12 protein-coding genes and 1 riboswitch are annotated in these 13,137 nt (G+C 66.5%); of the genes, 6 read left to right on the top strand and 6 right to left on the bottom strand.

Annotation, left to right across the window (positions count from 1 at the left end):
• Positions 1–13 precede the first annotated feature (13 nt).
• The 3 genes from SB764_RS11085 (at position 14) to SB764_RS11075 (ending at position 3,967) form a co-directional block, all read left to right on the top strand.
• A complete protein-coding gene (locus tag SB764_RS11085) occupies positions 14–1,309 on the top strand; it encodes a c-type cytochrome (protein WP_074986759.1) in 1,296 nt (431 codons plus the stop codon).
• 215 nt (positions 1,310–1,524) lie between these two features.
• On the top strand, positions 1,525–2,145 hold the full coding sequence (gene trhA / locus SB764_RS11080) for a PAQR family membrane homeostasis protein TrhA (protein ID WP_065059385.1): 621 nt from the start codon (positions 1,525–1,527) through the stop codon (positions 2,143–2,145).
• Positions 2,146–2,371: 226 nt separating this feature from the next.
• Complete coding sequence (locus SB764_RS11075) at positions 2,372–3,967, top strand: DEAD/DEAH box helicase (protein WP_065059328.1); 1,596 nt, start codon at positions 2,372–2,374, stop codon at positions 3,965–3,967.
• Positions 3,968–4,074: 107 nt separating this feature from the next.
• Here the strand turns inward: SB764_RS11075 and SB764_RS11070 are convergent, their stop codons facing one another.
• The gene (locus tag SB764_RS11070) at positions 4,075–4,908 is read right to left on the bottom strand and encodes a ferritin-like domain-containing protein (protein ID WP_065059329.1); all 834 of its coding nucleotides are present in this window, start codon (positions 4,906–4,908) and stop codon (positions 4,075–4,077) included.
• 911 nt (positions 4,909–5,819) lie between these two features.
• Between SB764_RS11070 and SB764_RS11065 the strand changes: the two genes are divergently transcribed.
• Entirely contained in the window at positions 5,820–6,017 is a 198-nt protein-coding gene (locus SB764_RS11065) for a hypothetical protein (RefSeq protein WP_065059386.1), read from the top strand.
• Between the two features lie 375 nt (positions 6,018–6,392).
• On the opposite strand, the gene SB764_RS11060 is transcribed toward SB764_RS11065, so the two are convergent.
• On the bottom strand, positions 6,393–6,770 hold the full coding sequence (locus tag SB764_RS11060) for a hypothetical protein (RefSeq protein WP_065059330.1): 378 nt from the start codon (positions 6,768–6,770) through the stop codon (positions 6,393–6,395).
• 303 nt (positions 6,771–7,073) lie between these two features.
• On the opposite strand from SB764_RS11060, the gene SB764_RS11055 reads away from it, so the two are divergent.
• Positions 7,074–7,760, top strand: coding sequence for an HAD family hydrolase (locus tag SB764_RS11055; protein ID WP_065059331.1), 687 nt, complete (start codon positions 7,074–7,076; stop codon positions 7,758–7,760).
• Between the two features lie 132 nt (positions 7,761–7,892).
• On the opposite strand, the gene ribB is transcribed toward SB764_RS11055, so the two are convergent.
• The 4 genes from ribB to SB764_RS11035 form a co-directional block, all read right to left on the bottom strand.
• Positions 7,893–8,609, bottom strand: coding sequence for a 3,4-dihydroxy-2-butanone-4-phosphate synthase (gene ribB / locus SB764_RS11050; protein WP_065059332.1), 717 nt, complete (start codon positions 8,607–8,609; stop codon positions 7,893–7,895).
• Positions 8,610–8,783: 174 nt separating this feature from the next.
• Positions 8,784–8,969: riboswitch (FMN riboswitch) on the bottom strand.
• 104 nt (positions 8,970–9,073) lie between these two features.
• Positions 9,074–9,898, bottom strand: coding sequence for a helix-turn-helix domain-containing protein (locus SB764_RS11045; protein ID WP_080180646.1), 825 nt, complete (start codon positions 9,896–9,898; stop codon positions 9,074–9,076).
• 176 nt (positions 9,899–10,074) lie between these two features.
• A complete protein-coding gene (locus SB764_RS11040; RefSeq protein ID WP_065059333.1) occupies positions 10,075–11,265 on the bottom strand; it encodes an MFS transporter in 1,191 nt (396 codons plus the stop codon).
• Between the two features lie 89 nt (positions 11,266–11,354).
• Entirely contained in the window at positions 11,355–11,750 is a 396-nt protein-coding gene (locus SB764_RS11035) for an extradiol dioxygenase (protein ID WP_410863558.1), read from the bottom strand.
• A 136-nt stretch (positions 11,751–11,886) separates the two neighbouring features.
• Between SB764_RS11035 and SB764_RS11030 the strand changes: the two genes are divergently transcribed.
• A complete protein-coding gene (locus SB764_RS11030; RefSeq protein ID WP_080180645.1) occupies positions 11,887–12,939 on the top strand; it encodes a LysR family transcriptional regulator in 1,053 nt (350 codons plus the stop codon).
• The last annotated feature ends 198 nt before the right edge of the window (positions 12,940–13,137 follow it).

The following is a 13,137-nucleotide window of genomic DNA, read 5'->3' as shown; positions in this document are numbered from 1 at the left end:
GGGAGACAGCCCTATGAACCGCAAGTCCCTGTTCGCTCTGTCCGCAGTCATGCTCGCCGCCGTCGCGGCGCTGGTACCCGTGCTGTGGACCGGCAACACCTATCTGCACAGCGCTTCGGCGCAGGCGGCCACGCCCGCCGACCAGTCCGAGCTCATCAAGAAAGGCGAGTATCTGTCCCGCGCCGGCGACTGCGTCGCCTGTCACACGGTGCGCGGCGGCAAGACCTTCGCGGGCGGCCTGCCGATGGCCACGCCCTTCGGCACGCTCTACACGCCGAACATCACGCCCGACGACCAGTACGGCATCGGCAAGTGGAGCAGCGACGACTTCTACCGCGCCATGCACACGGGCCGCTCGAAAGACGGCAGCCTGCTCTACCCGGCCTTCCCGTTCACGAGCTACACCAAGGTCACGCGCGCGGATTCGGACGCGATCTACGCCTATCTGCGCTCGGTGCCGCCGGTACACGTGCCGAGCCGTCCGCATGAGCTGAAATTCCCGTTCAACAACCGCAACCTGCTGATCGGCTGGCGCACGCTGTTCTTCCGCGAGGGCGAATACAAGCCCGATCCGACCAAATCGGTCGAATGGAATCGCGGCGCGTATCTGGTCGAAGGACTCGGCCACTGCGGCATGTGCCACACGTCGATCAACATGATGGGCGCGCCGGTCAATTCGTCGGCGTTCGCGGGCGGGCTGATTCCGCTGCAGAACTGGTACGCGCCCTCGCTCACGTCGAGCGAAGGCGGTCTCGGCGACTGGGAGATCAAGGACATCGCCAGTCTGCTGAAAACCGGCGTCTCGGAGCGCGGCGCCGTGTTCGGGCCGATGGCGGACGTGATCCACAACAGCCTGCAATACGTCTCCGACGACGACATCAAGGCGATGGCGACCTATCTGAAGACCATCCCGCAGCGCAAGGAAGCGCCCGAGACCATGCAGATGGAAACCTCCGAAGCGTTCGGCGGCGAACTCTTGCAGCAAGGTCAGAAGATCTACCATGACCAGTGTGCGAAGTGCCATGCGGAGAACGGCCTCGGCATGCCGCCGAACTTCCCGCCGCTCGCGAACAACCAGTCGATCCAGATGAAATCGGCGGTGAATCCGATCCGGATGGTGCTCAACGGCGGCTATCCGCCCAGCACGCAGGGCAATCCGCGCCCGTACGGCATGCCGCCGTTCGCCCAGGCGCTGTCCAACCAGGAAGTGGCGGCGGTCGTGACCTTCATCCGCATGTCGTGGGGGAACAAGGGCACGCCGGTCTCGCCGCAACAGGTGTCGGATCTGCGCTCCGCACCGCTCGACTGAGCCACGTTTGTTATAGTGGCGTTTGCCTGACAAGGGCGCAGCCGGCAAAACGCCGCCGGCTGCGCCCTTCGCTATTTGGCCGCGCGCCGCGCGTTGATTGCGGCACGAGGCCGCGCGGCGCGAGCCGCACGCTGTCGAATTCGCTGTCGAACTGATGGTTTTGAAGCTGGTTTTGAAGCAAACACGCAGGGCAAGAAGAACAAGGAGTGGTCGTCATGCACGCTGGTGAGCGTTTGAACAGCATTACTCACCTGGTGGGCGCGATGTTGTCGATTGCGGGGCTGGTATCGCTCGTAACGCTCGGGGCGCTCGATCACGACGCATACAAGGTCGTGAGTTTCGCCGTATACGGCGCGATGTTGTGCGCGCTCTACACGATCTCCACGCTGTATCACGGCGTGCGCGGACCGCGCCTGAAAGCCGTGCTGCAAAAGTGCGACCACGCCGCGATCTATCTGCTGATCGCGGGCAGCTATACTCCGTTCACGCTTGTCACGCTGCGCGGGCCGTGGGGCTGGTCGCTCTTTGGCGTAAGCTGGGGGCTCGCCGCGTTCGGCATCGTGCAGGAGCTCACGCTCGGGCGCCGCACCCGCATGCTGTCGATGGTGCTGTACGTGGTGATGGGCTGGCTCGCGCTGGTCGCGGTCAAGCCGCTCCTCGGCGCGCTGCCCGCCGCGGGCACCGCCTGGCTGCTGGCCGGCGGCATCATCTACAGCGTCGGCATCTATTTTTTCATCAACGACGAGCGCATCCGGCACGGACATGGAATCTGGCATCTGTTCGTGCTCGCCGGGAGCGTCTGTCAATTCGTGAGCGTCGCGGGCTACGTCGCCTGACGCATCCCACCGGGAATCTCCACGAAATCGTCGCGCGGCGGCCGCAGTGTCCGCTGCCGTGCGATGCAACTTTATGCCAGCCGACGGGTCTGCAAGAACCGTCGACAAGCGGCGCGCGCACTGGCGTGCCGTCCGAATACACGCGAGCACCCGCGCTCAGCCTTGCGCGGCGCGCCGTCACCGGCAGCGCCCCTCCGCTCGCGATACTGCAATACAACAGGTATTTATGTCTTTCGATTCTCTCGGCTTGTCCGAACCGCTGGTCCGCGCTGTCAACGAACTGGGCTACACCACGCCCACGCCCATCCAGTCGCAAGCGATCCCCGCCGTGCTCGGCGGCGGCGACCTGCTCGCGGGTGCGCAGACCGGCACGGGCAAGACCGCCGGCTTCACGCTGCCGATCCTGCAACGCCTGACCGACATGCCGGCCGCCGCGGGCGGCAAGCGCGTCGTGCGCGCGCTGATCCTCACGCCCACGCGCGAACTCGCGGCGCAGGTGGAAGAAAGCGTGCGCGCCTACGGCAAGTATCTGAAGCTCAAGTCGACCGTGATGTTCGGCGGCGTGGGCATCAACCCGCAGATCGACGCGCTCAAGCGCGGCGTCGATATCGTGGTCGCGACGCCTGGCCGTCTGCTCGATCACATGCAGCAGAAGACCATCGACCTCTCGCAGCTCGAGATTCTCGTGCTCGACGAAGCCGACCGCATGCTCGACATGGGCTTCATCCACGACATCAAGCGCGTGCTCGCGAAGCTGCCGCCGAAGCGCCAGAACCTGCTCTTCTCGGCCACTTTCGCCGACGAAATCAAGGCGCTCGCCGACAGCCTGCTCGACTCGCCCGCGCTGATCGAAGTCGCGCGCCGCAACACCACGGCGGAAACGGTCGCGCAGAAGGTTTATCCGGTCGATCGCGACCGCAAGCGCGACCTGCTCACGCACCTGATCCGCCAGCACAACTGGTTCCAGGTGCTCGTGTTCACGCGCACCAAGCACGGCGCGAACCGCCTCGCGGAACAGCTCACGAAGGACGGCATCAGCGCGCTCGCGATCCACGGCAACAAGAGCCAGTCGGCACGCACGCGCGCGCTCTCCGAATTCAAGGACGGCACGCTGCAGGTGCTCGTGGCCACCGACATCGCGGCGCGCGGCATCGACATCGATCAGCTGCCGCACGTGGTCAACTACGATCTGCCGAACGTGCCCGAGGATTACGTGCACCGTATCGGCCGCACGGGCCGCGCGGGCGCGACGGGCGAAGCGGTGTCGCTCGTCTGCGTCGACGAACACCAGTTGCTCAAGGACATCGAGAAGCTCATCAAGCGCGCGGTGCCGCAGGAAGTCATTCCGGGCTTCGAGCCGGATCCGAATGCCAAGCCCGAGCCGATCCAGCGCCGTGGCCAGCAGCAAGGCCGTGGCCAGCGTCAGGGGCAAGGTCAGAGCCAGCAAGGTCAGGGACGCGGTGCGTCGAACGGCGGTGCGCCGCGCGGCGGCCAGCGTGACGGCGGTAATCGCGGTGAAGGCCGTGGTGAAGGCCGTGCGAACGCTGGTGGAAACAACGGCGGCAACCGCGGCGAACAACGCCCGGCCAAGCCCGCGCAGAACGGCATCCGCACGGCCAAGCCGGTGAAGCAGCAAGCGGCGACGAATCACGGCGCACAAGGCGCGCGCGGCGAACATACGCGTCGCGAAAGCCAGCGCGGCGTGTCGCATGAAAGCGCGCTCGGCCGTACGCAGCGCAAGCCGCAATCGAATCCAGGCGCCCTGCTCGGCGGCCGTCCGGGTGGCAGCTCGCGTCGCGACGGCCAGCGCGGCGACCGCTAAGCCGGTCCGCCAGCCCGCGGCGCCTCGCCGCGCGGCGCGGCGCTACGCCATGAAAAAGGCCCGCTTTGCAGCGGGCCTTTTCTTTTGTGCGGCTCGACCGCCGGCGCTTAGCGGAAGAACACGTGCTGGGTGATCTTCGCGAGCGGATACAGCACGCTTGGCTGGATCTTCGCGGGAATGTCGAGCGGCTTGAGCAGCATCTTCACGCACATGTCGGCGGACAGATTGTGGCGCACGAGCTTGTTCACGCGCGCCGTGAGTTCACGGTTGTACGCCGAATCCTTCACGCGATCAGGATAGCGAATCGCGAACACGTGACGCAGCGCGATCTCCGAGTCCTCGTTCTTGATCTCCATCACGCGACGCATGAGCGCGCCGAGCACCGCGAGGCGGCCATGCCCCTCGACCTGGTTGTACTTCTTGAAGTAGCGGAAAAAGTGCTTGTAGTGGCGCACTTCGTCCGAACGGATGTTGTCGGTGATTTCCTTGAGCACGGGCTCGGTCGAACATTCGCCGATCGCGCGATACAAGGTGGCCGTGCCCGTTTCGACGACACAGCGCGCAACCATTTCGAGCGCGCGCGTCTTTTCGAATTCCTCGAACGAGCAGGTCTTCGAGTATTCCTCGAAGAAGTTGTTGAACGCCGTGTCCCAGTCGAATTCGGGCCAGACGTAATTGATGTAGGTCTTCAGCGCGCGGCCGTGCTGAAGCTCCTCGTGTTCCCATTCGTTGTTGAGCCACGCGGACACTTCCGGGTCGCCATTGAAAAACACGCTCAGATTGCTCGTGTAGAGGTCCGAGCCGCTCTCGATGAACGATGCCGCACACAGCAGCAGCAGCAGATCTTCGTTGGCAGCCGCGAGCTTGCGGTCGATCCGCGTGAGATCGATGTCTTCGATGCGCCAGGGCATCACGTGGCCAGGCTCACTGTCGTTACGCATTGTGTCGTACTCCGAAAGCGGTATCTGCTCGCGCGGCGCTTCGCGCCCGGTCCCGGCGCGACTGCACGCCGGTGCCCTGGATTGGCGCTTTCGCCGCGTGGTGAAAGGTACCAGCCATATCTAATTCATATTAGCCGTTGTTTCTGGAAGCTGCAGTCTGAGAGCACAGACCGGTCCCGCAAGCGCCAGTTCCGGGAAGAGTCGACTTGTAAGCCTGTCGTAGCGCAGATTTTGTTACGCAGCAATACTCCGTGCCGCCAGCCAACCGCCGGGCGCACGCTACGCACTGCGCTGCCTCGATAGCCCCGAAGGTGCAAGCCACGGGCCTGACAGCGGTACGCGACAGGACCACAAATAATCGGAAGCTTCGCGAAGTGAAGGCTTACACGCGGCACCTGACGCAAACCGAAGAAATCCTCCAGGTCGTCACATTGACGGCGCGCAAGTCGTGCGTGAAGGAGAAAGATGCGCAAGCGATGCGCGGTGAATCGGTGAACGGGCTCGGAGGTAAATCGACCCCGACTTGCCCTGTGAGTCACCACGCATTGCGCGACGCGCCATGAACTTCAAGTGATTTCGCGGATTCCCGGGCGCGGCTCGACCGCCGCCGCAGACAGCGAATGTCAAAGGGAATATTTTCGGCATGTGGTTTGTACAACGCAAAGGCGTTGACTACACTCCAGTTCCCCGGCGCCGCGTCCGGGCTGGATGCTGTTTGAGTTGCCTGGGCGACGTCTCCCGACGTTCGCGAACACTGTTTCCAGGCAGACGCGAACGGACCGCCAACCGTCCAGCCGATCACCGACCGCACCGCCGCAGGCTTTCGCTCACGCCCACCGCATGACTGTCGCCGCGCTGCCCAACGAGGGGCCGCGAACGTCGACCTCTGATGCGGCAACATGGAGAGAACGATGCTGAGTCCGCATGAATTCGCCACTCTGCTGCTAGTGAAGGACGCCCCCAACCAGCTCGATATGGAACGCGAAGAACTGGACGCCCTGCTCGAACGACAGCTCGTCCAGCTGGAACGCCTGGCCTCCGGCCTCCAGCGGTGGCGACTCACCGAAATCGGCGACTCGGCGTTACGCGCCATCAAACGGTTTTCGTGAACCAGAAGTTTTCGTGAACCGGACGCCGCGCGGCTTGCGCGCGGCAACGGCCTGACACGCCGGCGCGCGCAACCACGCTCTCAGACACGCGCCACACGACCACGACCGACCTTTTCTCGACCTGCGCGGACGCCGGGATCGTCCGCCAGAACGTGGTGTCGAGCCCATCCCCGATGCAGGCGCACGGCTGTAGACGTTCGCGCCTGCAGTGCATGGTCACGCGGACCCGCGCGCTTCATGCCCGCGTGACCATTTTTTTCGCGCTTCGCCTGGGCGCTTCGCCTTGGCGCTTCGCCTCGTCATTAGGCCTCGTCCCTACGCCTGGCCACTACGCTGCACCAGGCCCCACCCCGCCTACGGACGAACCGCGCGCGCTCAACCGCCGCGCAAAGTCGGGTCGGCCGAGGCGCGCCAGTTCAGCGCCTGTGCGCGCTGGTCGTTGAGATACGCCACCCACTGATTGCGCGACTGCATGTCGCCGCTTGCGCCATGCGCCGTGTACTGCTGCGCGAGCCCCGCCTGGAAGCTGCAGAAGCGCTCCTGCGGCAGCTTGCCGTGACGGTTGGCGACATAGGCGTCGTAGACCGCCGAATAGACGGCCTGGGTGTCCGCGCCGTAGTCGGGCGCCTGGCCGCCGCACATCTGCTGAAGCGTGGCGAAGGGCGGCGGACTGCTCCACGCGCCGACGAGGCCCGACGAATTGGCACATCCCGCGACGAGCATCGCCGCACCGATCATCGCAAGTCCACGCATTGCGTTCTCCCCGTGTTCGACTGAGTGTTCCAGCGCGCATTGTCGCATCGCGCGGCGCGCCTCACACCCTGGCCGTACGGCCAACGTCGCATCGACGCGTGAAAGCCGGCGCAGTCGGGACGGCATCGCAGCGGCAAGCGGCACGCGAAACCCCGGCCGCGCACGCAAAAGCACGTATCATGAGGCTTTCAACGTCCTGCCTTGCCGGTTTGCGCGCGTGGCGTCCGTCTTCCGCGCGACCGTGCGCCGCCCTGTGTTTTCGTCCGCCCATACAGCCTTCATGGCTGCTTTTTCGTCTTACGCATGATCGACCATCTCATCTGCGACTGCGACGGCGTGCTCGTCGACAGCGAAGTCATCGCCGACCACGTGCTCTTCGATACGCTCAGCCGCACCTTCCCCGGCGTGGATTTCCGCGCCGCCGTGGCCTCCGCCTTCGGCCAGCAGACCTCGCGCTTTCTCGCCGACGTCGCCGAGCGCTTCAACCTCACGCTGCCCGAGCATTTTCTCGAGACGATCGACCACAACTGCGAAGTCGCGATCGCCGATTCGGTGAGCCCGATCAACGGCGTGCGCGACGCGCTGCGCCAGATCGCGCTGCCCGCCGCCGTGGTGTCGAACAGCCGCCTCACGCGCGTGCACGCCTCGGTGCGCCGCGCCGGGCTCGACACGATCTTCGGCGAGCGCATCTTCAGCGCCGAGATGGTCGCGCGGCCCAAGCCTTATCCGGATGTCTATCTGCATGCGGCCAAAACGCTCGGCGTGGAGCCGGCGCGCTGCCTCGTGGTCGAGGACAGCCTCTCGGGCCTGAACGCCGCGCGCGCGGCGGGCATGAAGACCATCGCGTTCGTGGGCGCGAGCCATATCCCGTCGGGCTATGCCGACGTGCTGCGCGAGTTGGGCATCACGCGCATCATGGAACACATGGACGAATTGCCCGCGCTCGTGGCAGCGGGCGTGCGCGGCGAGTTCGGCGACGTGCAGTCGTAAGCCAACCTGGCGCACTGCCGCTCGCTTCGTCGATAAAAAAACGGCGCGTGAACCACAAGGCTCACGCGCCGTTTTTCATTGCGGGCCGCGCGGGAAAGGCGGCCTGCGGCACCTTCACGTTTCGAACGCGCCTTACACCAGTTCGGCGCTGCGTTCGCGCACCTCGGCGAGCGAGGCGCGGAATGCCGCCAGCTCGGCGATCGTCAGCATCGGCAGATTGTGCAGCTTCGCGAAGTCGTCGACCTGCTGGCCGCGCGCCATCGTGCCGTCCGGATTCATCAGTTCGCACAGCACGCCCGCGGGCTCCAGGCCGGCGAGCGCCGCCAGGTCGACGGTGCCTTCGGTATGGCCGCGGCGCGCGAGCACGCCGCCCGGCTGCGCGCGCAGCGGGAACACGTGGCCGGGGCTCACGATGTCGGCGGGCTTCGCGCCGGCCGCGATGGCCGCGCGGATCGTCGTCACGCGGTCGGCGGCCGACACGCCCGTGCTCACGCCCTCGCGCGCCTCGATCGAGACGGTGAAGGCCGTGCGGTTGCGGCTCTCGTTGCGCGCGACCATCGGCGGCAGTTCGAGCGCGCGCACTTTCTCGTCGGAGAGGCACAGGCAGACGATGCCGCTGCATTCGCGGATGAACAGCGCCATCGTTTCGTTAGTCAGGTTCTCGGCGGCGCAGACGAGATCGGCTTCGTCCTCGCGGTCGTGATCGTCCTGAAGGACGACGGGACGGCCTTCGCGCATGGCCTGCAGCGCGGCGGCGATGCGCGGGGGCACCGGCTCGGTGTCGAGCAAGGGAAGATCGGCGATGGCGTCGAGCGGCTGCTCGACCGGGAGATTGCGGGTAAAGGACATGTGAAACGCTCCTCGCAAGAGTTGGGCGAAAAACGTTTCAGGGCATTGCAAACAGACAGGAATCCCCGGCACGCGGCCTCTCGCGAGCGCCGCGCGCGGCACCCGGCTCAAGGCCGGACGACGCCACGCGCACGCAGGCGCTACGCCGCGGCGGATGGGCAAACATGACCATCTGCACATCTTCTCTCATCCGGACTATGACCGTCGGCTCTGGCTTCGCACCAGATCTGCTGACCCTGCGCACGAGACGAAAACAGCTTGCAGCGACTCACGCACAGGCGCTCGCGGGCTCACCGGCTGGCCTTTCGGCCCGGCCGGCATACCGCCGGTGGGGAATTGCACCCCGCCCTGAAGACGCACTGATTACCGGTTGAACCGGCGGAAGAAGCATACCGCGTCGCGCCCGATCGTGCAGCGCGGCAAAGACCCACTGGACAAATGCGCGCACCGGGCGCGCACCGATCTCAGAGCGTCTGCGGCGCGGCTTGCGGCACGTCCCAGCGCGGCGGCGTCTCGGCGTTGCGCGTCACGCGGAACACGCGCGCCTCGGTGTCGCCCGGATTGCGCAGGCTGTGCGGCTGGTCGGCGTCGAACACGATGGCGTCGCCGGTCGCGAGCAACTGGCGGCGATCGTGCACGCTCACTTCGAGCGTGCCTTCGCTGACCACGAGGTTGACGGTCGTGCCCGGCGCGCGGCGCGTGCCCGGCTCGGTGTGCAGCGGCGCGATGCGCAGTTCGTGAAACTCGGCGGCGGCGGGCTCGTCCTCGGGATAGAGCGCGCGAGCCGAATAACGGCCGTCGGCGCTTACGCGGCGCGGCGCGCGTTCGGCGGGCAGATGCTCGAAGCCGTTCACCGCATGACGGCGCAGGAACGCCGACACCGATACCTTAAGCGCCGCCGCGACCTTGCAGAGCACCTTGATCGACGGCACGCTGCGCGCCGACTCCACCTGGGCGAGCATCGCGCGCGACACGCCCGAGGCACGCGCCAGCGCATCGAGCGAGAGTTGACGCTCGGCGCGCAGCCGCGCGAGGTTCACGCCGACGAGATGTTCGAGTGCATCGAACGCGTTGGCGGCGCTGTCGTGCGCCTCGGTTTGTGCTGTCGCTTGTGCAAGCGGCGCAACGGCGAATGCAGAGCGTTCGTCGACGCCGCGAACAATCGCTTCGTGATCCGAAACAGTGTCGATGTCGACGGCGAGATCGTCGTCGCGGCGATGCGTCGTACCGCGATGTGCGGCCGGACGATCGGCCTGCGCGTGGCTCACGAGCGCGAGCGGTGAATGCATGGCAGCCTCCCAGACGCGCCGCGAACCGGCGCAATTGCTTGAATGGAGGCAAGACTAGCATCGCGTCCCGCCGCGCCCAACGAAGTTATCTTCACACTGATATCAGCATTGCAGAGCGCGTTTTCGGGAATGCTTGTGCGCGTATGCGATATGCCCGGACTGTGCGCCACGCGGGTTCAGCAGGCGTCCTGACTCACCGCCACGCGCGCCGCCGCGCCGCCGGTTTCGCGCGCGTCGAGCCGCGCCGCCAGCCAGGTCAGCGCGAGCGCCGCGATCGAGACGGCGGCGGCCACCCACGGCAGCGCATCGAGCGCGAGGCCACGCGTGATGACGAGACCGCCGAGCCACGCGCCCATCGCGTTGCCCACGTTGAACGCGCCGATGTTCAGCGTCGAGGCCAGATTCGGCGCGGCGGCGGCCTTCGCCACCACGCGCATTTGCAGCGGCGGCACGGTCGCGAACGCCGCGATGCCCCAGACGAATACCGTGATCGCCGCCGGAATCGCCGCGTGGCTCGTCTTCGTGAAGATCGCCATGACCACTGCGAGGGCGATCAGGATGCCCATCAGCGACGGCATCAGCGCACGGTCCGCGAGCTTGCCGCCGAGCATGTTGCCGAGCGTGAGCCCCACGCCGAACAGCACGAGCATCAACGTCACGCCGCGCGGCGAGAAACCGCTCACCTGCTCCAGAATGGGCGCGATGTAGGTGAACACGACGAACACGCCGCCGAAGCCCAGCACCGTCATGCCGAGCGCGATCCACACCTGCGGATCGCGCAGCACGCGCACTTCGTGGCCGAGTCCGGCGGGCGCGTGATCGTGCAGATTCGGCACCAGCGCGGTCACGCCGAGCAGCGAAATCACGCCGAAGCCGCTGACGATCCAGAACGCCACGCGCCAGCCGAACTGCTGGCCGATCGCGGTGCCGAACGGCACGCCGAGCACGGTCGCGAGCGTGAGGCCCGTGAACATCATCGCGATGGCGCTGGCGCGCTTTTCCTGCGGCACGAGCGAGGCCGCGACCACGGCGCCGATGCCGAAGAACGAGCCGTGCGCGAACGAGGCCACGACGCGCGCGACCATCAGCAGCGAGTAGTTGCCGGCGACCGCGCACATCACGTTGCCGACGATGAACACGCCCATCAGCAATTGCAGCGCGAGCTTGCGCGGCATGCGGCTGGTGAGCACGGCGAGCAGCGGCGCGCCCACCGCGACGCCGAGCGCGTAGCCGGTGACGAGCAGGCCCGCGGCGGGAATCGTCACGCCGAGATCGCGCGCGACGTCGGGCAACAGGCCCATGATGAGGAACTCGGTGGTGCCGATGGCAAAAGCGCTGATCGCCAGCGCGAGCAAGGGAATAGGCATCGAAATCTCCAGAGGACAGCCAGGGTGTTGCGTTGTGTTGGTGCGCGTTTCAGGGCAGAGGTCGGAGGTCGGAGTGCGAAGGTCGGCGATCAGGCCGCGTCGTCCGCCGACGTCACGAACTCGACCGCCACGCCCGGCGCGAGCGCGACGAACGCCTGGCGCTCGCCGCTCAGCGGCACGTCGGCGAGCTGATACGGCACGCCATGCGAGCGCAGCCGCGCGAGCAATACGCGCCATTCGTCGCCGGGCGCGACGCGCAGCGCGAAATGATCGAGACGCGGCGCCGTGCGCGTAGCCGCCGACGCGCGCGTCGCGGGCACGGTCGCCTCGACGAGATGGATCACCGCGCGGCCTTGCGCATAGAGCCAGTGGCCGCCGACGGAAAACGGCGGACGCGGGCCGTCCACCAGCCCCGCGATCTCGCAGAAAAAACGGCGCGTGCCGTCCAGATCGGGCGTGACGAGCGTGACGTGATCGAGTTGCATGGCGGCGTCCTTGCGTGGTTCCCTGCGTGGCGAATCCTGAAAACACGCGCATTGTCCAGCTTCGGCGCAGACTTGATAATTGGCGTAGCATTTGAAGGATTTTCAAACGCTGTCTAATAATCTTCCCGGTATCGACATGGACAATCTCGGCGACGTGCGCCTTTTCGTGGAAGCCGCGCGGCTCGGCAGCCTGTCGGCGGCGGGCCGCAAGCTGGGCCTCACGCCGGCGGCGGCCAGCGCCCGGCTCGCGCGGCTCGAAGCGGAGCTGCGTGCGCGCCTGTTCGACCGCACCACGCGTCAGTTGCGCCTGACCGACGAAGGCCGCGCCTATCTCAATTGCAGCGAAAGCGCGCTGCGCTCGCTCGACGACGCCAAGGCGGCGTTGCAGGAGGGCCAGAACGCAGTGCGCGGCAAGGTGCGCATCTCGGCGACTTCCGACTTCGGCCGCAATCTGCTGATGTCGTGGCTCGACGAATTCCGCTCGCACTATCCCGAAGTGCGTTTCGCGCTCACGCTGACCGATTCGATCTCGAATCTCGTGCTCGAGGACATCGATCTGGCGATCCGCTTCGGCACGCCGCAGGACAGTTCGCTGATCGCGCGGCGGCTCGCACCGAACCCGCGCGTGCTGTGCGCCGCGCCCGATTACATCGCCCGCCACGGCGAGCCGCACGAGCCCGCCGATCTGGCGCGCTTCGATTGCATCGTCATCGGCTCGCCGGCGGGCCCCGTCAACGAGTGGCGCTTCACGCGCGGGAACGCGTCGCAGACCTACGTCGTGCCGCTGGAGAACGCGCTCGAAAGCTCGGACGGCGAGGCCGTGCGCCAGTGGACGCTGTGCGGCTACGGTTTATCGGTGAAATCGATCTGGGACGTGGCCGACGACCTGCGCGCCGGGCGGCTGCGGATCGTCATGCCGGACTGGCGTTACGCCGAGCAGCCCGTGCACGCGCTCTACCATCGCAACCGCTATCTCGCGCCGCGCGTGCGCGTGCTGCTGGATTTCCTGTCCGAGCGTTTCGCCCAGGCGGCGCACGAGTTGAGCGCGCTTGTGCCCTGGGCGGAAGACCCGAAACACGCGAAACAGGCGGAACACGCGCAAGGCGCGAACGGCGTGGAAGTCGTGTCGGGCACGGCGGCCGGCGCCGCGCCGGCCCGCTCGCGGGGCCGCAAGGCCGTCAGCGCATAAGGCTATAATGTTGGATTAAGCTGAACGATGGTTCGCGTAGTCATCCGGCGGCATCAGAAGCCAATGCGCACGCAAAAAACGCGCGCCAGGGCACCAGACAAACCCGCCAGCGAACCGCCCCACTGTGCGCCACAGCCTTCGCAGGCCGGCCACCCGCTTCAGCCCCAATTTTCACCGTAGTCCCGACGTGCATTTCGT

This window comes from Paraburkholderia sp. SIMBA_027, from assembly GCF_046535315.1.
Taxonomy (GTDB): domain Bacteria; phylum Pseudomonadota; class Gammaproteobacteria; order Burkholderiales; family Burkholderiaceae; genus Paraburkholderia; species Paraburkholderia tropica.
Note: the sequence above shows the minus strand (reverse complement) of the source record. Positions and strands in the feature narration are given on the sequence as shown.

Bases quoted from the DNA above. Each gene is read 5' to 3' on its own strand.
- SB764_RS11085 (WP_074986759.1), top strand. From the start codon at position 14: ATGAACCGCAAGTCCCTGTTCGCTCTGTCCGCAGTCATGCTCGCCGCC.
- trhA (WP_065059385.1), top strand. From the start codon at position 1,525: ATGCACGCTGGTGAGCGTTTGAACAGCATTACTCACCTGGTGGGCGCG.
- SB764_RS11075 (WP_065059328.1), top strand. From the start codon at position 2,372: ATGTCTTTCGATTCTCTCGGCTTGTCCGAACCGCTGGTCCGCGCTGTC.
- SB764_RS11070 (WP_065059329.1), bottom strand. From the start codon at position 4,908: ATGCGTAACGACAGTGAGCCTGGCCACGTGATGCCCTGGCGCATCGAA.
- SB764_RS11065 (WP_065059386.1), top strand. From the start codon at position 5,820: ATGCTGAGTCCGCATGAATTCGCCACTCTGCTGCTAGTGAAGGACGCC.
- SB764_RS11060 (WP_065059330.1), bottom strand. From the start codon at position 6,770: ATGCGTGGACTTGCGATGATCGGTGCGGCGATGCTCGTCGCGGGATGT.
- SB764_RS11055 (WP_065059331.1), top strand. From the start codon at position 7,074: ATGATCGACCATCTCATCTGCGACTGCGACGGCGTGCTCGTCGACAGC.
- ribB (WP_065059332.1), bottom strand. From the start codon at position 8,609: ATGTCCTTTACCCGCAATCTCCCGGTCGAGCAGCCGCTCGACGCCATC.
- SB764_RS11045 (WP_080180646.1), bottom strand. From the start codon at position 9,898: ATGCATTCACCGCTCGCGCTCGTGAGCCACGCGCAGGCCGATCGTCCG.
- SB764_RS11040 (WP_065059333.1), bottom strand. From the start codon at position 11,265: ATGCCTATTCCCTTGCTCGCGCTGGCGATCAGCGCTTTTGCCATCGGC.
- SB764_RS11035 (WP_410863558.1), bottom strand. From the start codon at position 11,750: ATGCAACTCGATCACGTCACGCTCGTCACGCCCGATCTGGACGGCACG.
- SB764_RS11030 (WP_080180645.1), top strand. From the start codon at position 11,887: ATGGACAATCTCGGCGACGTGCGCCTTTTCGTGGAAGCCGCGCGGCTC.